Origin of the sequence: Dyadobacter luteus (assembly GCF_003383615.1) — a bacterium.
In the GTDB taxonomy this organism is placed as follows: domain Bacteria; phylum Bacteroidota; class Bacteroidia; order Cytophagales; family Spirosomataceae; genus Dyadobacter; species Dyadobacter luteus.
In genome coordinates this window covers 16,657-38,906 of the sequence record NZ_QNUL01000028.1, presented here as the reverse complement: position 1 = coordinate 38,906, position 22,250 = coordinate 16,657, and the positions used below count along the sequence as shown (strand labels likewise).

Below are 22,250 nucleotides of genomic sequence, written 5' to 3'. Positions count from 1 at the left end.
TAAAGAAAACGAAGTACCAATTGGGTGCACATTGTTTCTACATAGATTTGCGGGGGAATGTAGAATTATTAAAGTCATTTCCAGCCAGGTAGCGGGTTCTGTCAAATCAGATTTGCTCTGATCTCCGAACAACAAATCCTGATTTCTTTGGCAATATCTTTCAGTACGAACAAGGGATCCTGATGCTTTTCTACAGAATAGTCCTGAACATAAGAATGGGTATCACTGGCGTCAATAGAGACAGATTGCGGAAGGTGTTTATTCAGAAGTAATTCGCTTTGTGTGAGTGAGGTGATGACGGATTGAATAAAGGAGAAATCCGTCGATTGACGATTGGCAGCAGACATAAACAGAGATGAGATATTAGAGCTCAGAATATGGTTTAGCATCTGGAAATGGTAAATGTTTTCAGATGCTATTGTTTTGTGTTTGGGCTCGCCAAGCATACGTTGAAAAGCTGATGACAGATTGGCCTGTTCGATATAAACATTCTTTCTTGCCAGTTTATAACCGGTAGGAGTGAGCGGCGTTTCCGAGATAACATCCTGTAGTTTTTCGAGATAATGGATATTGGCTTTCAGTAGCTCTCTACATAAAAACGGTACCCTGCTCGATTCCCACGACGGAAATAAATACGTCGCTGCAAAAGCGATTGCACAGCCTATCAGCGTATCATAAATCCTTTCCAGCACAAAACCCCATCCACTGTCTCCATAGATGTAAAGAACCAGAATAATCATAGGTGTAAGTCCAATCACACTCAGCAGATGATGGGTTCTGTTGAAGGTAAAGAACGTAAGCAGAAACACCGTTCCAAAAGCGAGTAAAACGATCGTATTTTTGACAAAAAACAATAAGATGAGTGCAATGGCGATACCGATAATCGTTCCTGTAAGACGTTGTATATTTCGCTCTCGCGTAAGACTAAATGCAGGTTTGATAATAACAACAACGGTGATCAATATCCAATAGCTGTATCTCCCAAGCTCAAAAAACTGGGCTAAAATGTAGCAGAAAAGACATGTCAGTGCGAGTCTGAGGGAAAACCGAAAGATAGGCGAACTGATCTTGAAATGTGCCAAGAGCTGTTTCCATTCCATATTTTCGAACGGAGCGAAATGGTGGTATTCCGGTTTAGGTTCGTTGGTAATACTGGTGGCGTTCGCATTGCTGAGTATGCGGTGAATACCTTGAATATCTGCATGTATGCTTTTTAGATTGACCAGTAATTTCGAAAGAATTTCAGCATTTGAGTGGCTTTCTTTACTGATTACGTACTCAAATCTGGCCGTAAGGTGGCTGAGTTGGCGGCTTGTTTCGAGGCTTTGCTGTTGCTGAGAAAAAGGCTTCATTTCGCTTATATGAAGCATGTCGGCGGTAAGATGTTCCACCATTTGGCGGATCAGGTCCAGCGCTCCGGTAATGGCAAATTGCTCTCTGATGAAATCATAGTAATAATGAATTGCCGTAATCTGTTCGTAGAGGTCGATGGTCTTTTCGGCTGCACGTAGCAGTGCTTGTCCTTTAAGGTTACTGTTATGCATTGCCGCTTTGTCACGCAGGAGAATGCTTCTTAATTGTTGCTGCGCCCCACTCACCCGGTTATGAGTTAAAATGGCTTTCTTGTAACATTCTTCCAGCGGAATATTCGGATCGTAAAAAAGCGCTTTTACTTTAAGATAATCGTGTGTAGTTAAAAGGCACTCCGAGATTGCATAACGCAAGTATCTTTCAGGCCAAATCCACAAGTGAAGCAAACTAATAGAATGATATAAAATGCTGCCTGTCAGGAGATAAATACAAAATGAAAGTCCGGATGGTTTCAGTCCCCATATAAAAATCATCAGTACAATGGCTGCGGTACCTGAGATCGAAAACCGGCTCCCATAGACAGTTAGCATGGAGCAGGCAAAGGTTACAAAAAAGAGAATTACGCCCATCAGCCATGGGTAGGGAAGTGCGACAATGGATAGGAGCGATACGACGAAAAATAGCAGGATACTCACAATGGAGGTGGTACGTTTGTCTTCGATTGTACCCCTGATATCGGTTAGTGCGATCAGCAGCGCGCCATGTGCAACGCCGATGGCAGGTTGTGGCAAATCGAGAGCGAAAAGCACACCGGCAGGAACAATAATGCTGAGCGTAATACGAAGGGCATCGGTAAAATACTCTCCGTTAAGAAAATTACTGATCTGCTTTTTGATCCTTTTTTGATTCATATAAACTCACTGAAAATCCCGATGCAGATACACATATATATTATGCCAATCTGTGTCATTCCACAACAATTTCTGTTTTTTGAGGAATCGACTCAAAGCTAGCAAAGTTCATTCAGATAATGAAGGTGCGGTTACAATGATAAGGAGTCTTAAATAGGTGATGCCAGTGGGATTCGGATCAGTAATGTATCATGATGAAAGGAATTGTTGCAGTAAGGAAAGAATGAGGCGGCTATCGAAATGATCTGAAATCGTTGTGATCTCACCCAAATAGGCACCGTGCCCTCCCGGCAGAATAGCAAGCCGGCAATCGGGGATCAGGCGGGATACGGCGACAATGTGTTCTGAGCTGGCTACATCTGTATCACCGTTAATAAGCAATACAGGCGCTTGAACGGATCTGATCTCTTCGTCAGTAAAATCTTTAAACTGATTCATTCTGTCTGCGCATTTTTGATACATATTCAGCAGCTTTACCTGGTCGGGAGTTACAGACAAGAACGCATCTTTATACAGGTCAGGCATGTGATCAAACGTACCATGCTTCATAAATTCCCAGAAGCCGGCAGGTGCTCCGTTGCGTTTGAGCAGGGTTGAGCCTGCCATTACTTTCCCACATATGGTCGAATGGCTGATTGCCATCTGAAGCGCTGTGGTGGCTCCATTACTGAATCCGAAAATATCTGCTTTCTCAACATTTAGATTTTTCAGCAAACCTGCCACATCATCTGCATCCTGCGCAAAGCTGATAGGGGTATCCCTGTCACCGGTGCGACCATGCGCCTGAAGTTCTACACAAATCAACCTGCGGAATTGGGCCAGTTCCGGAATGATGCGCCCAAAAGTGGTTTGTATTGTAGAACCGCCTCCGTGCAGTAACACGAGCGGTTGTCCCTCGCCATACAGTTCATAGTACATACTGATCCCATTCACCAGAGAATAGCCATTGGAAAAGTTGATAGCCATGGGTTTTATAAGTTGCTGAGTTTAGTTGCGATTAAAGGAAGCAATGATTCTCTTAATCATAAAGATAGATAGCTGTTTGTTCTCCTGATTCTGTTTGTTTGTACCAAATACTGGTTAATGGTATTTGTATATTTTATGATTCCAGTGCTTCGAAGTTTTATAGACTTCTTGATATTTGCTCAAATAGTCAATTTTGCGCACTTTTGAATTGAATCACTGTTTATCGGGGTCGGAACATACCAAACTCGTCCTGCTATTGTACCCAAAAATCCTTAACATGAAAACCAGAAGTATTGTTTTAGCTTTTACCCTTATCTGCCTTGTTACGAGTGCAGTAGTTGCTCAAAAGGGCAAGCCTCTTTTTCCCGGAACACCGGGAATGGTATCGTACACCTACCGGAAAAGTCTGGCCAAAGATCCGGCTGCAACGCTTGACACTTTGCAGAAACTCGGTATTAAGGATATGGAGTTTTCAAGTTTGTTTGGAAAAACGGCTGCAGAACTTCGCAAAATGCTCGACGAGCGTGGTATTAAATGCTCTTCCTTTGGTGTACAGTATCCCGACGCGCTTAACAAAACAGACGAGGTAGCCAATAATGCCAAAACCCTGGGTGCTAAATTTGTTCGTGTGGCTTGGATTCCTCATAGCGGAGCCTTTACAAAAGAGATGGCTGATAAAGCCATTGCTGACTTTAACCAGATCGGTAAAAAATTGAAAGATGAACACGATCTGACTTTCTGCTATCACAATCACGGTTATGAATGGGAAAAGTACGAAAACGGAACTTTGATGGATTATATCATTCAGAAAACAGATCCAAAGTACGTAAGCTTCGAGCTTGATATTCTGTGGGCGTTTTTCCCTGGCGGCGATCCGGCTGAATTACTGACCAAGTATCCGAAACGTTATAAACTGATGCACCTTAAGGATCTTAAAAAAGGTGTGGAAGGTAACCTTTCAGGAGGTACGCCGGTAGAAAATGATGTGGCTTTGGGAACAGGGCAATTGAATATTCCTGCTATTCTGAAAGCTGCCAGGAAATCAGGAATTGAACATTATTATATCGAAGACGAAAGCCCAAGCTATAAGACTCAGGTGCCGCAGACGATATCCTATCTGAAAAGTCTGACTTACTAAAAAAGGTCTCATCACATGCAAATGAGATGAACATACTTGCCTTAGCAGCAATCCTTCAGCAATCAGAAAACAAAAATTGATAATAAAGTAAATCAGAGTCCGGTATGTTCGCATGTCCGGACTTTTTTATTGTTACATCCATTAGAACAAAACACCGGCTTATTTCCAGGTCCAGAGCTTCTGTCCTTTGAAGAATCCGCAAGCCACCAGACTTTGCATGAGAATGCTTGTAATGAATACTGCTCTCACCAGAATAAAGAGTAATTTGTAACCTGGAATCACTTCTAATTGCATTAAAAAGTAGTAGAGCAGGATATTGGAGCTGGCCAGCCCGATAGAGGTTAAAATTTTAGCAACCATATTTTTGATATTGAGCCGCAAAGATACGGGTTATTGCTGCTCATTGTCAATAAGATGGCGTATTTAAACTTTCAGTGTGCTACAAGGTTGTTGGCAGATACTAGAATTGTGGTTTTCTCTTTTTGATCAATGTTAACGTTCCCTAAATAGGTTTTATGAGATTGTAACTCCATCTATATTTGGTTCAGACTAAATCTTTAGAACATGAAGCGACTCCTTTTTATTCTGATTCTTACAACTGTTGCATACTCCGGTTTCGGGCAAAAATTACCAGCCAATTTAACTGATAAAGACAGTATTCTTGTAACGGGTAAAATCCTGGGATTCAAAAGAGGCGAGCACGAAAGTTTTGTGAAGATCATCACATTTGACGTATCGGGAAACCGTGACAACCATGCATTTCAGGTGGCTTCTGACGGATCCTTCGAGGGCTTGGTTTTTCAACCCTTCGCTGGTGATATTGAGCTTAATTATGGAGATGGATATGTAAGTGCTGTAGCAAAGCCGGGTGGGCACCTTCAGCTCGAAATAGACACGCAAAAGCTGGGAAAAGAACGCTCCTATACCGATGCCTTTGTATGTAAGGGGGAATTTGCCGGATTCAATCATTTGTTTCTTCAATTCCAAAATGAATTGCGCCGAAAAGATTTTGCAACGCAGGCTAATCCGGGAGACAAACGTTTATCGGACAGCGATTTTGCTTCTTTAAGGTTGAAACTTTTGAAAGAACAATTGGCATTACTGGATACATTTATTGGTAACAGCAAGGTTCAAAATGAGGATTTCGGTAAATGGCAGAAGAATCAATTGACTTATATGGCAGCAAGGGAGATTCTCTTACATCCCTTCTTTGGGAAAGTAAACGAGACGATTTCTCATGAGACGCTACAAAGTCTGATTGGATCAATACCCATTGAAAATGCTGAAGCCTTCAATAACTCTGCGTACTATGAATTCCTGAACAGGCTTTCGTATGGATACCTCATTATGTTGGCGATCAATCCGGAGTATGCTGTTCTCAAAGAGGAGAATGGGAATAGCCCTGTTACGGGCAGTCTGCCACTGATTGATAAAGTATCCGACGGACTGGTCAAGCAACTGATGTATTATAACGTGTATGCCAGTCAGTTTGATGCACGAGCCAGGGCGAACGTAGTGGCGGGGGCAGTGTTTTCTGCGGTGATTGATAATCCGGTCCTCCAAAACAAATTTGAGAAATTGTCAGCATCCATCAATAAGGGTTTTCCAAGCTTTCATATCATCAGCCAGATCCGGGAGTCTAAAGCAAGTGATAGTCTGAAGGTTAATTTGATCCGGATATTTGAAAAATTACAGGGTACTAGTGTCTTTATCGACTTTTGGGGAGATTGGTGTGCGCCTTGTATGATGGAAATGCCCGGCTACCCCAAATTGATCTCAGCCTTTGAAGGCAAACCTATCAAATTTGTATTTTTTTCTGTCAAAACTAAAGAACAAGGCGTACAACGTGTGAAGGAAAAATACAAGATCAACGGAGACTTTATCAATTTGACAAACGACGAAGCAGCGATATTAAATAACGTTTTTAAATTTCATTCCTATCCATCCCATTTCGTGGTGAATAGCGAGGGTTATGTAGTGGGAAGCCATGTAAAGAGAGTAGAGGAGATCGGGAAAATATTATCAATTTAATCAGCTTTGATGATGAGAAAATACCCGATGAAATGGATTCTGGTGCTGATGTGCTTGTCGATAACTGCGGTTGTGATACTGCAGGGAATCTGGCTGATGGACAGCTACGCGGTCAGCAAGGAAAAGAAGCAGGCTGATATTAAAAAATTACTGGATGTCGCCCTGATTGAACGAGACAGGCAACTTGCTGATACAGTAAGGATACTTATGCAGAAAGTAGTGCGGAACAAGAATGACTTTGGATTCAGAATTTTTGACTTCACCAAGGGAATCCAAATTGGCTTTAATAACGGTATAGATAATAGTTATGCCATGTACGATGCAACCAGCCGCGATACACTTGCAATTCACAAAGACCCTCATGTTTTTTTTGTAAGGAAAATGTCTGATCTGACGTTTAGTGAGCTCAAACCGCTTTATTCTGCTACAATAGGGATCAATTCTTATCCAGATGGCTCTCCTGAGAAAGCTGCACAGATGAAGTTGACCTACTTTTTTCATTCGATTCAGGATACAACCTATTTGGCAAACGCGGTCATTAGAACCTTTGCTGATGCCGGCCAGTCCTTTATAGGTAAAGTTAGGTGGTACAAGGACTTAAGCGACATTTATACAAAGAAAGTGGTGCAACCACCACCAATAAAGAAGAAATCCGCCGCATCGAGGGAGGTTTTTGGTGTAATTCCGGGTTCGGACGATAAGCAGTCACTGGGTTATAAGCTGGATTTGTTGCAAAGCTATATTGACAGTTTAAACGTTTCGAAGGATTCAGTTTTCGTATCCAAACCTATTCTGAATGATATAAATGATGTTTTAAGAGGAGAAGTACCGACGGTTCTGCTATCTGTAAAAACACCTTACACGGCTATAGGACGGCAAATGCTCACTGGGATATTGGGTTCTGTAATCGCCTTGCTGTTTGTCGGGATGTGCATGTGGGTAATGTACAATACCATTGTAAAGCAAAAGCAACTTGCTGAAATAAAGGATGATTTCATCAGTAACATATCCCATGAGCTGAAAACACCTATAACAACGGCGCAGGCTGCGGTTCAGGGTTTGAAATTTGTTGATTTAAATCAGAATCCTGGTAAAACATCCATATATCTTCGGACGGCCACTTCTGAAATACAAAGGCTCTCTTTGATGGTGGATCAGATTCTGAATGTATCCTTGTACGAAAACGGGGGATTTCAGTTGAACCCGGAAGGTTTTGACTTCAAAACAATGCTGAATTCTATTGCAGATTCCCAGCAGTTACGAAAAGAGAAGCAGATCAGTGTGTCAGTCCGGTACGAGGCTGAGACTGATGTGTTTGCTGACAAATTACATATGCAGAATGTAGTGGTTAACCTGATCGACAACGCAATTAAGTATTCGGCAGATGCAGTCAGTATTGCTATAAATTGCCGTAACGTGGCTAATGGAATTCAGGTGTCGGTCATGGATAATGGCATTGGGATTCCTGCAGAATTCAGAGGATTTATATTTGATAAATTTTTCAGAGTCCCTGATCTTAACGGGCATCGCATCAAAGGATATGGACTTGGGCTGAGCTACGTGAAAGCGATCATTGAAAAACACGGCGGTTCAATTGGTCTGGGTAGGTGCGGGGAGTCGGGTACTGAATTTATTTTTACACTACCGGAATCGTTATGAAAGCTGCGCGCATTTTGCTTGTAGAGGATGAGCTTGCCTTAGGCGAAATTATCAGAGATACTTTGGAAACCCAGAATTTCGAAGTAATTCATATTTCTGATGGTTTGATGGCCTACGAAACTTACATAGAAGTAAAACCAGACCTGGTTATATTGGATGTAATGCTGCCTCTTCTAAATGGTTTGCAGATAGCTCACGCTATTCGAACGAAGGATATTTACATTCCGATATTGTTCCTCACAGCCAAGTCAACCACAGAAGATCTTTTGGCAGGATTTCGGGCAGGTGGTAACGACTATATTAAAAAACCGTTTGATTTCGATGAGCTTATAGTACGTATTGAAGCGCTGCTGAACAGGAATCTGGTACAAAAAATAGGTGTTGCAGAAACAGAACTCGTATCTATTGGCCTTTTTGAATATGACATGAAAAGAAACAAACTTACTCTTGGAGAAAGGGTGATACAGTTGAGCGCGAGAGAAGGCGAGGTACTGGCCACCTTATTCGAACACCAGCTTCAGATGCTTCCCAGAAAGTCACTTTTGCTAAAAGTATGGAAGAATGATGATTTTTTCAGTTCGCGCAGTCTCGACGTGTACATTTCCAAATTGAGATCCCACCTGAGGAAGGACCCTTCCGTAAAAATCATTAATCATCGGGGCTTTGGCTACAGGCTCGTTTGCTGAGGTGGATATCAATCCTCTTTAAATGTATCTATCAGCCTCGTCAAATATTCTCTTCACACAGATATAAATCCTCCGCTTGCTGCTTTTGCCATTAGCGAAGAAATAAATAGCTTCGCTGTTTCACATTGAATCCGGATTTATAAAATGAAAATCAGAAGTTACGAGTTGTTCCAGGTGCCACCAAGGTGGTTGTTTTTGAAGATTGAAACAGACGAGGGTATTGTAGGTTGGGGAGAGCCGGTGATTGAAGGAAAGGCGGCTACTGTAAAAGCGGCCGTAATCGAATTAATGGAAGGTCTGATCGGGAAGGATCCGATGGATATTGAAGGACACTGGAACACGATGTACCGTAGCGGGTTTTATCGCGGTGGGCCTATTCTGATGAGCGCTATCTCTGGTATTGACCAGGCGCTTTGGGACATTAAAGGCAAATTTTACAATGCTCCGGTGTACCAGCTTTTGGGCGGGAAGTGTCGCGACAAAATAAAGGTATACTCCTGGATCGGTGGAGATCGTCCTGCAGATGTAGCCAATACTGCTAAAAAATCACTTGAATCGGGTTTCAGAGCAATCAAAATGAATGCGACTGATGAAATGCAGTATATCGACTCGTATAAAAAAATTGATCTGGTTTTAGAGCGCGTGTCTTCAATCCGCGAGGCAGTTGGCTATGATCTGGACATAGGTGTTGACTTTCACGGGCGTCTTCATAAACCGATGGCAAAAGTGCTGGCAAAGGAGCTGGAACAATACAGACCGATGTTTATTGAAGAGCCTGTTTTGCCTGAAAATAATGAAGCTTTGCGCGAAATAGCCAACCATACCTGCATTCCAATCGCTACCGGCGAGCGGATGTTCAGCAGATGGCACTTCAAACAGTTGCTTTCCGATGGTTATGCGGATATCATTCAGCCCGATTTGTCGCATGCCGGAGGTATCACCGAATGTAAAAAAATTATATCGATGGCGGAAGCTTATGATGTAGCGGCTGCACCTCATTGTCCCTTAGGGCCTATCGCATTGGCAGCGTGTTTGCAGGTGGATGCAACTTGCCACAACGCATTTATTCAGGAGCAAAGTCTTGGGATACATTATAACCAGGGTAGTGATTTGCTGGATTATCTTTCAGACCCATCTGTATTTCAGTATGAAAACGGGTTTGTCAATATACCCGATGGGCCTGGTTTAGGCATCGAAATCAATGAAGAGCAAGTCCGTCATCTGGCTGAGGTAGGACATAACTGGAAGAATCCTCTCTGGGAACATGAAGATGGCAGTGCAGCGGAATGGTAATCATTAAACAGCCCTAAACTTCCTTAACAATCCATACTTTATGGGTGTCAGATTTTTCAGTCTGTTGTCTATTTCAATGTTTTTGGTTGCTGTTCAGTTCGCTCATGCACAGTCTGTTCCAATCACGATCACCAAACGTTATCTGAATTTGCCGGTTTCTCAAAGCGAGGCACATGGGATCATGCAATTCAAAGTGAAAGACAGACAGGAGCGTTCTTTCAAAATCAGGCTGGCTTCCGGTAAGCCTGATTATTGGGTATTCTGCGATGTGTCTGCGCTCAAAGGACAAACCATATCTATCAGCTACGATGGCAAAAAAGAGGGGCTCGGCAAAATTTATCAGGACGACGTGATTACGGGTCAGGATTCTCTTTACAATGAAAAGAACCGGCCACAATTTCATTTTACAACTAAACGGGGCTGGATTAATGATCCCAACGGGATGGTTTTCTATGATGGTGAGTACCATCTTTTTTACCAGCATAATCCTTACGAGCGGGAGTGGGAGAATATGTCGTGGGGACATGCTGTAAGTGCTGACATGGTTCACTGGAAAGAGTTGCCAACAGCCTTGTCACCTGACAGTACCGGTACGATGTTCTCAGGTTCTACGATCATCGATTACAACAATACCGCAGGCTTCAATAAAGGAAGTATTCCTGCGATGATCGCTTTTTATACTGTCGACAATCCTCAGAAGCAGGTACAAAGTATGGCTTACAGTCTGGATAAGGGGCGAACGTGGACGAAATACAGTGAAAATCCGCTCATTGATTCGAAAGCAAAATGGAATAGCCAAGATACCAGGAATCCGAGAGTGATGTGGTACGAACCTTCCAAACACTGGGTAATGGTGCTCAATGAGCGTGATGGTCATTCTGTTTATACATCCAAAAACCTGAAGGAATGGCAATATGAGAGCCATATCACCGGTTTTTGGGAATGTCCTGATTTGTTTGAATTACCTGTGGATGGCGATAAAACTAAATCCAAATGGGTGATGTATGGTGCCTCGGCATCATACATGATAGGCTCTTTTGATGGTAAAAAATTTACGCCTGAATCAGGGAAGCACTACTATACAACGGGAAGTATTTACGCGGCTCAGACATTTGCCAATATGCCAGCCAGCGATCCGCGGAGAATACAAATCGGTTGGGGCAGAATTTCACATCAGGGAATGCCGTTCAATGGTATGATGCTGATGCCTACGGAACTGAAGTTACGCAATACCAAAAATGGCGTACGTCTGGTGAGTAGTCCTGTTAAAGAAGTGGAGAAATTGTTTCAGTCTGCCGGTCGGTGGTCGTCTTTGTCATCTCAGTCGGCGAACGAAAAACTGAAATCAATAGAAACGACAGATCAGTTCCGTATCAGTACAACTATTCAGTTATCCCATGCTACCAGCGCAGGCTTGTCTTTATTTGGACAACGCATACTGGATTACGACATGAATTCTAATTTGGTCAATGGAGTATTCTATTCTCCGGAATGACAAGTATGGAAATCACAGCTGACATTTATGTCGATAAGACCTCTGTAGAGGTATTTATTGATAACGGTGCTTATTCCTATTCGCTTCAGAGAAAGCCGGCTGCAGATTATAAATCCATCCTTGAATTCTGGGGTAACCGTATAGAAATAAAGCATCTGGAGCTTTTTAAAACCAGATCAATCTGGAAATAGTGGTGATAGTGTAATGCTGGATTTACTTCTGATTACTTCGAAAGTTAATCCAGCATTCTTTATTTTAGGAGCTGTAAGGTGTGAGGTGATGCGTTTTCTGACGACCTATTTTTTAATCCAGAGATTCCCGTTTTTAGTGTTCAACTTGTCTATTAAACCTGAATCTGCCAGATTTTGAAGATAAACCTCTGTTTTTTGCCGGTCAAAATTGGCTAACTCAGAAAATTCTTTTGATGTTAACGTATTGAATTTTGAAAACAGATTTTCCCAATTCGTATCCACAGGTTTCTTACCTGCATTCGGGAATTGTTTCAGCAATGCATTTTCATACACCTCGTAGGGTTTCGTACCATACACTTTTTCCTGATTTCCGTCCTGGTCAACAAAAAACATGGTTGGAAAACCTCGCACACCCAATTGTTTGGCCAATAGCAAATCCTGCTCAAAAAGATCCTTCGCCTTTCCTTTGTAGTCCGCAGTAAATTGTTCGGTGTTCAATCCGGTGATTTTTGCTGCTTCCAGTAAATGTTCCCATTTGGCAATATTATTCTTCTGCAAAAAGACCATGTGACGAAGTTCGCGCAGCAACGCTACAGCCTTTTGCTCATCCTGTAATTGCGCTGCCTTAAATGCAATAGAAGGCGGATAGGAAGAATCCAGAGGGTCTTCCAACCACACATCGCCATCAATGGGCATGTCATAGTAAATACTCACTTCATCCCAGTGATGCGCCACGTCAGAAGGTTTACTGATGCCGCCGCTGTTGTAGCTCCAATCAGGAAGAAGACCGCCCATACGGTATTCAATCTCAAAATTCTGACCGTATTCCAGTTTGAGTTTACGCAATTGCGGTTCGATGCCCCAGCAGGAGGAGCAAATTGGGTCTGTAAAATAGATGATTTTAACAGTTTTCTCAGAAGAGTATACGATATCATTTTGGTTTTCAATACTAACTTCCGGCATTTCGCACATACCGGTTTCAATATCGCAAAGAAGTGGATTAATGTCTTGTGTTTGCATACATTTATAAAATCAAGTGACTTGTCAGGAATACCCTGATTAACTGCTGATGGTATTTCAATAAGTTTTACCAGCTCATTTATCACTACAAAGTTCTTTTTAAATTTCAAGCGAGTCAATTAGTCAAATTTTTGTGACTATATCATTTCCAACAGCAACTTAGCTGTTAAGTTTGTTGTTGACCGTTAGGTATGCGGTAAAGTACAGTGAAATTTTATTAAAATTATTCGGAATGGAGTCCAGTGAATTAAAATGTCCGGCAGAGTTGCTTCTGAAACAGCTTTCTGGTAAGTGGAAACCACAAATTTTCAGACTAGCCCTGTCAGAACCAGTTCGTTTCAATACTTTGCTCAGACAACTGGAAGGTTCCAACAAACAGTCCATAGCTACAGCTTTGAAAGAGCTGGAGGAGCAGGGGCTGCTTGATAGAACAGTCATTAAACTTAAACCACTTCACATAGAATATATTTTGTCCGAAAAAGGAAGAACAATGGTGCCGATATTTTTACAATTGGAAAACCTGTCTTCTTAGTATTTTAGAAAACGAGTCTGTACTGATTTCTAAAATGCCCGGGTTGTTACAATAGCGTTTTGATGATAGGTTTCAGCTCCTGCATAGACAATATAGTCCAGGGTATCTGACGAGGAAAGAAAATCAGAAACTGTGTTGGAATCGCAATGCAGATTAATGTGCTGATGACGATTGTGCTGAATGACGTTTCAGATTTAATCCTGCTAAAAATGATGAACGTGATAATGAACAGGGGAAACGCGTAAGTAATGCTTCTTGTAATATCGAAAACGCTGTAGGCAATCAGTAATTGCATGAGCAGGATCAGGCCGATCAGGTAAAACCAAAGCCTGTCACCTGTTTTGTAGATATGAAGCATAGTCAGCGTAAAAATGATCCAAAGTCCCTCAAACGTCAGGAATATACCGACAAGCCTGTGTTGGAACTGAAAAGGAATCAGTGAAAGACTCACGCCTGCAGCTTCCCCTCTTGGTGTAGAAAGGCCAAAAATTTGCAGTAACATTAAACGCAGGCCTACATACAGCATGCAGGATAAAAAGATGTAGCTGGTTGGTCCTTTGTAAAAAGAATTGATAAACAGTTGCTTATTCAGTTTTACGGCTGCTTCGAAATTTACCTCACGAAGCAGGTGAAAAAGATACACACCTGCCATTGCAGCTACTGCTCTTTCGTCGGTCCAGCAGGCAAGCTGAGAAAAAACAACGACGGGAATTATATGCCTGAAATACATGCTCGCCAGAATAAAGAAAAAGGCGAAGCCATCGAACCAGAAATCGTAGTCCCAAAAAAATGATTTGGCCAGATAGGTCGCACAGCAGGCCACCACAAAAAGAAGTGAATTATTAAGAGAGGTATATCTTTTGAGAAGGTTTTGCAGCATGTAAAGAAAAGGAATCAATAAAACTGACTGCAGTACATATAGCCATACGACACTTCTGCCGGAGGCTCCCGGTTGAACTCCGATAAGTTTTGCGATTAAAGGTGCTGTGAGCCTGAATGCTATTTTGGACTCATGGCTGGCAGTGGATACCTGTGTGCCTGGAGTGAATGGATGCTGTATTTTATAGAAGAAATGTCCGTAAACATCTGACGGTGAAGGATGTTTTAAAATTTCCAGGTATTTGGGGAACGTAAGGGATAGAACGATACAGAATAGGAGGAATGAAATGATAAGGGATTGAATTTTGGCACTAACCATAGAGTTAGTTGAAAATGGGAAGTTCATAAACAATCTTACTGATAGTTAAATAAGCCAATATTTTTCCGGAGAGAGCAGAATTTAGAATTTCTTCGATTGCAAAGGTGGTTATTTTTCGTACAACTAGTTAATGTTCGATTTTAAAAATTGATAAATGATTTCGCAAATTGCAGTTGCATCATCTTTTTAGTGCCATTGGTATTCTTTTTGCAAGGTTTATGGAAGAATATCCTTTTTTGACAACCAATCAGAAGTGATGCTAAGTAGAAACAACCTCTTATCTTTATAGGATATACAAAAACTTCAAATTACCACTGAAAGCCATAATGCAGCGTTTTGAAAATGATGAACAATTTTTATCTGGTGGGGGCCAGATGGGCGAGCTCATTCGTTCAATGGACTGGTCAACTACTGCATTGGGGCCGGTTAGTGGATGGCCTCAGAGCTTAAGAACCAGTGTCAGTCTTTGTCTCTCATCTACTTTCCCTATACTGATCGCCTGGGGACCGGAGTTGATTCAGATTTATAATGACAGCTACCGTCCTATCTGCGGAGCTAAACATCCGGAGTCAATGGGTCAGAATTTCAAAATATGTTGGGAAACGGCTCTTCCGGTTGTAGGTGCTGCTTTTGACCGGGGCCTTGCAGGTGAGGGTACCTATATCAAGGATCAGCAGATGCTGCTGGATAGATATGGCTATATAGAAGAAGCTTTTATGACATTTTCATTTGCTCCGATCAGGGATGAATCAGGGAATGTAGGAGGTATTTTTCACCCGATTACCGAGACTACGGATCAGATTCTAAGTGCCAGAAGAACCCAAGTACTACGGGATCTGGCTATTCGTACCGCTGATGCAAAATCAAATCAGGAAATCTGCGATATTATTGCTCAGGTTCAGGGAGACTTTGTTTTTGATGTGCCGTTTTTACAAATTTACGAGCTGGATCATTATTCCGGTCAGACCCATTTGCAGGTGTCTGCAGGTCTGTCGGGGAGTGATGTTTCATTTACAGTGCAGGAACTTACCCAAACAAATAGCTGGCCGACTCAGCTTACCCAACTTACCGAACTTTTTCCCGAAACCAAGAGCGGTCCTTTTGAACTCTCTCCCCAAACGGCGCTTGTTTTCCCGATATCAATTGCCGGACAGGAAAGTCCGTACGGTTACGTCGTCGCCGGTGTGAGTTCGGGGCGTTCTCTGGATCAGGAATATCAAAACTTTTTTGCACTGTTTGCCAATACCGTTTCCACCGCATTTTCTAATGTAGATGCTTACCAGCAACAGCAAAAACGTGCTCAGCAACTTGCAGAGATTGACCGTGCAAAAACTGCCTTCTTCAGCAATGTGAGTCATGAGTTTCGTACGCCGCTGACGTTGATTCTGGGACCTTTGCAGCAGGCAATAGATCATCCCGAAACCGGGTTAGCCCGGAAAGATTATGAGCCCATATACCGCAATGCACAGCGTCTTTTAAAGCTGGTAAATAATCTGCTGGATTTTAGCAGGATGGAAGCAGGCAGAGTAAAAGCTTCCTTTGAACAGGTAAGTCTCGGAGAGCTTACGGAAGACCTCGCATCTAATTTCAGGTCTGTTGTTGAAAGTGCCGGGATGGAATTGATCATTGAGGTTCAGCATATTGAAGCACCGGTGTATGTGGATACGGATATGTGGGAAAAGATCGTACTGAACCTTATTTCCAATGCATTTAAATATACATTGGCCGGTAGTATTACTGTGCAGGTGATGGAAGCTGGCGATCAGGCGATTCTAAGCGTACGTGATACGGGTGTCGGCATTCCGGAGCATGAGCTTCCGCATATGTTCGAACGCTTCCACAGAGTTGAAAATGCGTTGGGCAGAACCCATGAAGGTACAGGAATCGGACTATCACTCGTTTCGGAACTTGTAAATCTGCACCATGGAATGATTAGTGTGGATAGTGTTTTTGGTGAAGGGAGCACCTTCACGGTAAAGATCCCCACTGGCAGTAAGCACCTTTCTCAGGATCAGATTATTGAAGGCAAGGCGCACAAAAAGGTTTCTCTGGAAAGACAGACTTTCATCCGTGAAGCGATGAGTTTGCTCGATGCGGAGAATATAGAGATGGAAGAAAAGTCCTCTTCCGAACAACAGATTTCCGAACAGGAGTTCTCTGTTCAAAAAGAGGTGAAGGTGTTGGTTGTTGACGACAATGCCGATATGCGTGCGTATATCGGAAGACTGTTATCTCCTTATTTTACAATAGATTTTGCCGTAAACGGGCAGGATGCTCTGGATAAAATAGCACTTGATCGTCCGGATGTTATTATCAGTGACGTGATGATGCCCGTTATGGATGGGAAGCAGCTGCTGATTGAATTACGTCAAAGGCCGGGTATCAGGGTTCCTGTTATTTTGCTGTCGGCCAGAGCAGGCGAGGAAGCCAGGGTAGAAGGACTTGGATGGGGAGCTGACGACTATCTGGTGAAGCCATTTATGGCGCGAGAGCTGATCTCTAAGGTAAGTTCTGTGGTACGGATTAACAGCATAACTCAGAAGACTGAGGCCGAGTTGAGAAACTTTTTCCTGCGCGCACCGGTGGCAATTGGTGTTTTCCGGGGACCCGGACTAATCATTGAACTTGCCAATAACATGATGTTACGGTATTGGGGAAAAACAAGTGAGCAGGTGCTGGGAGCTACTTTTGCAAGAGCATTCGAAGAGGCGCCTTCAGATGGGTTCGAGAAACTGGCCAAGGAAGTATTTGACTCCGGTGAGCGAAAGGTGCTTTATGAATGGCCTCTTGCTATTCTGCGGCACGGGAGGCCGGCAACATTATTTGTAAACCTTGTTTTTGAACCGTTGCACGATATTACAGGTGTTACAACCGGAGTAATGGTTGTTGCCAACGATGTTACTGAACTGATTACGGCTCTGGAACTGGCACGTGAAAGTGAGCAGCGTTTTAAGCTTCTGGCCAATAGTACCCCTCAACTTGTTTGGAGGATTGATAAAACGGGCGGTAAAAATTTCTATAACGACTACATACTTAAGTATTCGGGGCTTAGTGAAGAAATGTTGCAGCAGAATGGTATGATTGCCATGGTGCATCCTGATGATCGCGAAGACAATCTTGTACACTGGCAAAAGTCTCTGACAACGGGCGAGGACTTTATTTACGAACACCGATACAGAAGGTATGACGGAGAATATCGCTGGCATCTGAGCCGGGGTGTGGCACAACGCGGTCCTTCCGGTACAATTGAAAACTGGCTTGGAGCTAGTACGGATATCCATGACAAGAAAATGCTTGAAGAAACTCTTGAAAAACATGTTTCCCAACGTACTGCAGAGTTGAAAAAAATAAATGAACAACTGCTGAACAGCAACAGGGAACTGGAGCAGTTTGCGCATGTCACCAGTCATGATCTGCAGGAGCCTCTCCGGAAAATTCAGATTTTTTCTCAACTTGTGGAACAGAACATTCCAGGCGGAGACACAGTCGCTCACGATTATTTGAGAAGGATAGGAACTTCGTCGGAGCGTATGTCTCATTTGATCAGAGATTTACTCAGTTTTGCAAGGGTAGCCAGTTCTGATGGTAATTTTGAGCCAACCGATCTGAACATTGTATTAAAACAAGTACTGGAAGACTTTGAGTTTTTGATTGAACAAAAGGGCGCCGTTATTGAGGTGGGGGAGCTGCCTGTGATTGAAGCAGTTCCTTTACAAATGAATCAGTTATTTTATAATTTACTGGGTAATGCACTCAAATTCTCTTCTGACAATACTCGTGTAGAGATCGGCGCAAGATATGTCGATAAGGTAGAGTCTTCGTTGCCAATTGAACTACAGCCGGACGAGCAGTACGTATGTCTTGTGTTCAGGGACTATGGAATCGGATTTGATCAGCAATTTGCAGACAGGATATTTACTATATTTCAAAGACTGCATACCGTGCAGAATTTTGAAGGTACTGGAATAGGTCTTTCGATTTGCAAGAGAATAGTGGATAATCATGCTGGAGTGATCGTGGCGAAAGGAGTAAAAGGAGAAGGTGCGACGTTTGAAGTCTATCTTCCGGTTGCTCATAAATCAGCAGATTAGTAGATATGATGGTAGATTCGTTGCCCGTGTGGCAGAAGTTTACTTTTTTGCAGATTCGTTTTGTACTATCTTAGCCTCATAATACATCTGTTAAAAATGTCTTCCGGAAATGCTCGAATTACTGGCTGTCCTCACTTTCTGCGGTTATATTTATTATCTGCGCAACTACGCTGATCTGAGAACTAAATCAGAAAAAGAAGAAGCAGATTTTTCTGCAGGAATCTCGTATTATTGTAACGGAGAGTATGAGCAGGCTTTTATCTATTTTAATGACGTTCTGTCCCGTCGACCCAACTCCTGTATCGCACTCCTGTATCGCGGACTTTGCTACAAATCCCAGGGCCGGTTTGCTCAGGCGGAGTCTGATATCAGATCAGCGTTGAGTATAGACGAAGATGTTTGGCTGGCTCATCTCGAACTGGGTAAATTACAATTTGAGAACGGACAGAACGAAGATGCGCTGGCTGCTGCAAATAGAGCTGTGAGTAAGGCGGAAGAGACAAGTCCGGATCCCTATCTTTTTCGTGCTCAGGTTAATGAGAAGTTGGGTCATCATAAGGCTGCAAAGAACGATACAGATAAGGCAGAGCAGATTCTTCAATTGTCGCGGACAGGTGGAATAGTTAAAAGCGCTGAACCCTTCGTTGATAAAAAACTACTGGTTAGTATGGTATTGGTGCTGTTTACAAGTGCCTTGGTCATTTTGGTGATTAAAAATGCGGAGAGTGTTCATTTACCATATATTGTAGCTGTTATCTGTGCTATAGCATTGGGTTTCGCTGAACCACAAAAGGGTTGGATTCTGGCAGCATTGCAGGTTGTACTTGTACTTGCAGGTTATTTCCTTTTTACTACCCAACCAGAAACAACCGGGCAAACCGAAATAGAAAACTTCAGTCTGTATGGTTCACTCATTCTCACCTTCGTTGCCAGTTTTTTAGGTGGATTTATGAAAAGAGCGCTTAATATGAGTTAGTAGTAACCGCATCTGTACCTATCTGCAACATCAATTCACGCCGGCAGTAGTTAATCCGATGTGCCGGATCCCATATTCTCTTATGAAATACATGAATTCAAACCTCTTACGTCTGACCCTTATTTTTGTCCTTCTTCTCAATCTGAACCTGCAAACCCGTGCTCAGAAGAAAAAGATTCAGAAGAAGCCAGTGACGGTGCTTTCGGATCGTAGTTTTTGGCTGGCTGAGATGGACAAAATGTGCCGCCCGGTACTTTCTGCACTGGCACATGATAGTCTTCGCATCGCTATGCCACAGGTTACCTCAATCAGAGTAGATAATAAGGAGCAGCGGATACAGGTTCAATACCTGGAGGTTCTTGGCAGAGTTTTAAGCGGAATAGCGCCTTGGTTGCAATTGGAAGGCGGAGCGGCAGATGAGGTGGCATTGAGAAATCAATACAGAAGATGGGCTCTGGAAGGAATAGCCAACGCTCTGGACTCCACGAAAAAAGACTATATGCGGTTTGACCTGGGGGGGCAACAGTTGGTAGATGCGTCTTTCCTGGCCGCGGCATTTGTGAGAGCTCCGTGGTTATGGGAAAACCTCAGAGCTGTGGATCAGCAACGCATGGTGACTGCGTTGAGAAGTACGCGCCGCTACAAGCCGGTGTTTTCCAACTGGCTGCTTTTTTCAGCAATGACCGAAGCCTTTTTCAGCAAATACGGATACGAGTGGGACCCGATGCGGGTTGATTATGCCTTGCAGCAGTTGGAACAGTGGTATGTAGGAGATGGGATGTACATGGACGGGACGTCGTATGCGTTTGACTATTATAACAGTTATGTGATCCATCCCTATCTGACAGCAATTGCAGATGTTATCGGTCAGAAAACCAATGCGTATAATAACATGTTTGGTAAGATAAGAAAGCGGAACGAACGGTACGCGGTTATTCAGGAGCGTCTGATCAATGGTGATGGAACATTCCCCGCCACTGGTCGCTCTATTATTTATCGTGGTGCTGCATTTCATCATTTAGCGAATATGGCAGTAACAGGTAAGTTGCCACAGGAACTCAAACCTGCTCAGGTGAGGGGGGCGCTTACTGCGGTTATTCGCAAGACTCTTGAAAGCCCGACAACCTATGCCAATGGCTGGCTGACGTTAGGGTTATACGGTTCGCAGCCCGATCTGGCTGATGTATATAACAATCAGGGAAGCCCGTATCTGGCAACCAGTATTTTCCTCCCCTTAGGCCTGCCGAAAACGGATCCTTTCTGGGCTGATGCTGCTGAAAAGTGGAGCTCTCAAAAAATATGGAGCGGCGAAGATTTTCACAATGACCATGGAGCGTCTTTAAAATAAAGTTTACAAATAATAGTAAAATCCTTTGATCCTCGACCCTTTTAAAAAAATCAATATAAGAGTGTCCAGCTTGTGGCCACTTTTTTATCTGGTAATTGCATTGAGCATGCTTTTACCAAGATGGTATTATGTAGAATCGTTTGCTGTGGCATTACCTTTTTGGGATCAGTGGGATGCCGAAGGTGACTGGCTGTTACGCCCATGGTTGGAAGGAACATTCCAGCTATCTGACTTATGGCATCCTCAAAACGAACATTGGCTTATTCCAAGTCATATTTTAATCCTGCTTTGCTACGAATTGAGTGGCTCCTGGAGCAATATAATAGAAGCGAGAATAAATATCTTTCTAGGTGTTCTGGCTCCATTAATCATGATCTGGCATTTGTATAATCGCAATGCCTTGATCGGATGGCGACTCTTACTTATACCGGTTCTTATTGCAGGTGTGGCACTGCCATTTGCATGGGAGAATATCCTTTTTGGATTCCAGAGTCAGTTCTATTTCTTATGCTTTTTTGCAGTAACAGCTCTGTTGTTGTCCTCGCAATATCCGTACGTACCTTTGGCTGTTATGGGCGTATTGGTACTGAGTGTATTAAGCATTTTTACAATGGCCTCAGGATTATTGACACCCATTGCAGTTGCCTGTGTGTATCTGATGCACCAATGGATGTTACCCGTCAAGAGAAGTCAGGCTTTGTTGATCATCAGTATACTTCTGATGATGGCTTTTATAGCCTATAAATTAATGCCGTATGTTGCCGGGCACTCTGGACTCCACGCGCAAAATGTAGGCCAGTTTCTTGCATCTTTTGTTCGGCACATCGGCTGGCCACTAACGGCGCGTAAACTTATTATCTGTGTCATCTGGATACCAGCTGCAATCATTATTACTTCATGTCTTGTCAAGAGAAAATTGACTAAAACCGACATATTGATGGCTGGTTGTTTCGTTTGGTCCACCTTACAAGCTGCGGCAATGGCTTACGGTCGAGGTGGCGAGTTGGGTGAAGTCATATCCAGGTATACAGATCTTCTGACATTGGGGATAGCCGGGAATGCCTGGTTTGTAATAAGGTGGAAGGAGAATTTCTATACACATAGAAAATTCAGGTATGTTCCAGGTTTTTTGTTGATTCTGTTTTTTGCGGCTCTCTTTGGAAGCTACAGACAGCGTTTCAGGTCAGGGTTAAACTCAATGCGCAAATCCCATGAAGATAGAATGATTCAGCAGCAACGAGTAGAGGCGTATCTTACCTCTGGAGACCAACGTTGCCTGGTACAGGGGCAAATTCCATATCCTGATCCCGTTCGTTTGAGCAATTTGCTGGATAACGCCGCTTTGCGAAGTACTCTGCCTTATCTGGAGGCCGGCAGAGCGGGAACTAAAAAGTAGGTATAGTT

The 22,250-nt window shown here is 43.0% G+C and carries 17 protein-coding genes; 12 read left to right on the top strand and 5 right to left on the bottom strand.

Going from position 1 to position 22,250, the window contains the following annotated elements:
- Window positions 1–101 precede the first annotated feature (101 nt).
- Window positions 102–2,222: an FUSC family membrane protein gene (locus tag DSL64_RS23925; RefSeq protein WP_115833482.1), complete on the bottom strand. Its 2,121-nt coding sequence runs from the start codon at window positions 2,220–2,222 to the stop codon at window positions 102–104.
- Between the two features lie 189 nt (window positions 2,223–2,411).
- The gene (locus tag DSL64_RS23920; protein ID WP_115833481.1) at window positions 2,412–3,188 is read right to left on the bottom strand and encodes an alpha/beta fold hydrolase; all 777 of its coding nucleotides are present in this window, start codon (window positions 3,186–3,188) and stop codon (window positions 2,412–2,414) included.
- Between the two features lie 277 nt (window positions 3,189–3,465).
- Between DSL64_RS23920 and DSL64_RS23915 the strand changes: the two genes are divergently transcribed.
- Window positions 3,466–4,326, top strand: coding sequence for a sugar phosphate isomerase/epimerase family protein (locus DSL64_RS23915; RefSeq protein WP_115833480.1), 861 nt, complete (start codon window positions 3,466–3,468; stop codon window positions 4,324–4,326).
- A gap of 159 nt (window positions 4,327–4,485) precedes the next feature.
- Here DSL64_RS23915 and DSL64_RS23910 read toward each other — a convergent pair whose 3' ends face one another.
- Window positions 4,486–4,686 (bottom strand): hypothetical protein, encoded by a 201-nt coding sequence (locus tag DSL64_RS23910; protein WP_115833479.1) that lies wholly within the window; start codon window positions 4,684–4,686, stop codon window positions 4,486–4,488.
- 204 nt (window positions 4,687–4,890) lie between these two features.
- On the opposite strand from DSL64_RS23910, the gene DSL64_RS23905 reads away from it, so the two are divergent.
- From DSL64_RS23905 to DSL64_RS29350, 6 genes are all read left to right on the top strand, one after another.
- The gene (locus tag DSL64_RS23905) at window positions 4,891–6,357 is read left to right on the top strand and encodes a TlpA family protein disulfide reductase (RefSeq protein WP_115833478.1); all 1,467 of its coding nucleotides are present in this window, start codon (window positions 4,891–4,893) and stop codon (window positions 6,355–6,357) included.
- A 9-nt stretch (window positions 6,358–6,366) separates the two neighbouring features.
- Window positions 6,367–8,016, top strand: a complete 1,650-nt coding sequence (locus DSL64_RS23900; protein ID WP_115833477.1) for a sensor histidine kinase — start codon at window positions 6,367–6,369, stop codon at window positions 8,014–8,016.
- Window positions 8,013–8,702: a response regulator transcription factor gene (locus DSL64_RS23895; protein WP_115833476.1), complete on the top strand. Its 690-nt coding sequence runs from the start codon at window positions 8,013–8,015 to the stop codon at window positions 8,700–8,702. The genes DSL64_RS23900 and DSL64_RS23895 overlap by 4 nt, the downstream gene beginning before the upstream one ends.
- 144 nt (window positions 8,703–8,846) lie before the next feature.
- Window positions 8,847–9,995: a galactonate dehydratase gene (dgoD, locus tag DSL64_RS23890; RefSeq protein ID WP_115833475.1), complete on the top strand. Its 1,149-nt coding sequence runs from the start codon at window positions 8,847–8,849 to the stop codon at window positions 9,993–9,995.
- A 40-nt stretch (window positions 9,996–10,035) separates the two neighbouring features.
- A complete protein-coding gene (locus DSL64_RS23885) occupies window positions 10,036–11,490 on the top strand; it encodes a glycoside hydrolase family 32 protein (protein ID WP_229217210.1) in 1,455 nt (484 codons plus the stop codon).
- A gap of 5 nt (window positions 11,491–11,495) precedes the next feature.
- Complete coding sequence (locus DSL64_RS29350) at window positions 11,496–11,681, top strand: hypothetical protein (RefSeq protein WP_229217209.1); 186 nt, start codon at window positions 11,496–11,498, stop codon at window positions 11,679–11,681.
- A gap of 105 nt (window positions 11,682–11,786) precedes the next feature.
- On the opposite strand, the gene DSL64_RS23880 is transcribed toward DSL64_RS29350, so the two are convergent.
- Window positions 11,787–12,701, bottom strand: coding sequence for a ClpXP adapter SpxH family protein (locus tag DSL64_RS23880; RefSeq protein ID WP_115833474.1), 915 nt, complete (start codon window positions 12,699–12,701; stop codon window positions 11,787–11,789).
- Window positions 12,702–12,933: 232 nt separating this feature from the next.
- Here DSL64_RS23880 and DSL64_RS23875 point away from each other — a divergent pair, with 232 nt between their 5' ends.
- Window positions 12,934–13,233 (top strand): winged helix-turn-helix transcriptional regulator, encoded by a 300-nt coding sequence (locus DSL64_RS23875; RefSeq protein WP_115833473.1) that lies wholly within the window; start codon window positions 12,934–12,936, stop codon window positions 13,231–13,233.
- Between the two features lie 46 nt (window positions 13,234–13,279).
- On the opposite strand, the gene DSL64_RS23870 is transcribed toward DSL64_RS23875, so the two are convergent.
- The gene (locus DSL64_RS23870) at window positions 13,280–14,431 is read right to left on the bottom strand and encodes a hypothetical protein (RefSeq protein ID WP_115833472.1); all 1,152 of its coding nucleotides are present in this window, start codon (window positions 14,429–14,431) and stop codon (window positions 13,280–13,282) included.
- Between the two features lie 326 nt (window positions 14,432–14,757).
- Between DSL64_RS23870 and DSL64_RS23865 the strand changes: the two genes are divergently transcribed.
- From DSL64_RS23865 to DSL64_RS23850, 4 genes are all read left to right on the top strand, one after another.
- A complete protein-coding gene (locus tag DSL64_RS23865) occupies window positions 14,758–18,522 on the top strand; it encodes an ATP-binding protein (protein WP_115833471.1) in 3,765 nt (1,254 codons plus the stop codon).
- A gap of 109 nt (window positions 18,523–18,631) precedes the next feature.
- Window positions 18,632–19,498, top strand: a complete 867-nt coding sequence (locus tag DSL64_RS23860) for a tetratricopeptide repeat protein (RefSeq protein WP_115833470.1) — start codon at window positions 18,632–18,634, stop codon at window positions 19,496–19,498.
- Between the two features lie 91 nt (window positions 19,499–19,589).
- Window positions 19,590–20,846: a DUF2264 domain-containing protein gene (locus DSL64_RS23855; RefSeq protein ID WP_115833469.1), complete on the top strand. Its 1,257-nt coding sequence runs from the start codon at window positions 19,590–19,592 to the stop codon at window positions 20,844–20,846.
- Window positions 20,847–20,952: 106 nt separating this feature from the next.
- Window positions 20,953–22,242: a hypothetical protein gene (locus DSL64_RS23850; protein ID WP_115833468.1), complete on the top strand. Its 1,290-nt coding sequence runs from the start codon at window positions 20,953–20,955 to the stop codon at window positions 22,240–22,242.
- Window positions 22,243–22,250 lie beyond the last annotated feature (8 nt).

Bases quoted from the DNA above. Each gene is read 5' to 3' on its own strand.
- DSL64_RS23920 (WP_115833481.1), bottom strand. From the start codon at position 3,188: ATGGCTATCAACTTTTCCAATGGCTATTCTCTGGTGAATGGGATCAGT.
- DSL64_RS23900 (WP_115833477.1), top strand. From the start codon at position 6,367: ATGATGAGAAAATACCCGATGAAATGGATTCTGGTGCTGATGTGCTTG.
- DSL64_RS23850 (WP_115833468.1), top strand. From the start codon at position 20,953: ATGCTTTTACCAAGATGGTATTATGTAGAATCGTTTGCTGTGGCATTA.
- DSL64_RS29350 (WP_229217209.1), top strand. From the start codon at position 11,496: ATGGAAATCACAGCTGACATTTATGTCGATAAGACCTCTGTAGAGGTA.
- DSL64_RS23880 (WP_115833474.1), bottom strand. From the start codon at position 12,701: ATGCAAACACAAGACATTAATCCACTTCTTTGCGATATTGAAACCGGT.
- DSL64_RS23870 (WP_115833472.1), bottom strand. From the start codon at position 14,431: ATGGTTAGTGCCAAAATTCAATCCCTTATCATTTCATTCCTCCTATTC.
- DSL64_RS23925 (WP_115833482.1), bottom strand. From the start codon at position 2,222: ATGAATCAAAAAAGGATCAAAAAGCAGATCAGTAATTTTCTTAACGGA.
- DSL64_RS23905 (WP_115833478.1), top strand. From the start codon at position 4,891: ATGAAGCGACTCCTTTTTATTCTGATTCTTACAACTGTTGCATACTCC.
- DSL64_RS23885 (WP_229217210.1), top strand. From the start codon at position 10,036: ATGGGTGTCAGATTTTTCAGTCTGTTGTCTATTTCAATGTTTTTGGTT.
- DSL64_RS23915 (WP_115833480.1), top strand. From the start codon at position 3,466: ATGAAAACCAGAAGTATTGTTTTAGCTTTTACCCTTATCTGCCTTGTT.
- dgoD (WP_115833475.1), top strand. From the start codon at position 8,847: ATGAAAATCAGAAGTTACGAGTTGTTCCAGGTGCCACCAAGGTGGTTG.
- DSL64_RS23855 (WP_115833469.1), top strand. From the start codon at position 19,590: ATGAATTCAAACCTCTTACGTCTGACCCTTATTTTTGTCCTTCTTCTC.
- DSL64_RS23865 (WP_115833471.1), top strand. From the start codon at position 14,758: ATGCAGCGTTTTGAAAATGATGAACAATTTTTATCTGGTGGGGGCCAG.
- DSL64_RS23860 (WP_115833470.1), top strand. From the start codon at position 18,632: ATGCTCGAATTACTGGCTGTCCTCACTTTCTGCGGTTATATTTATTAT.
- DSL64_RS23875 (WP_115833473.1), top strand. From the start codon at position 12,934: ATGGAGTCCAGTGAATTAAAATGTCCGGCAGAGTTGCTTCTGAAACAG.
- DSL64_RS23895 (WP_115833476.1), top strand. From the start codon at position 8,013: ATGAAAGCTGCGCGCATTTTGCTTGTAGAGGATGAGCTTGCCTTAGGC.
- DSL64_RS23910 (WP_115833479.1), bottom strand. From the start codon at position 4,686: ATGGTTGCTAAAATTTTAACCTCTATCGGGCTGGCCAGCTCCAATATC.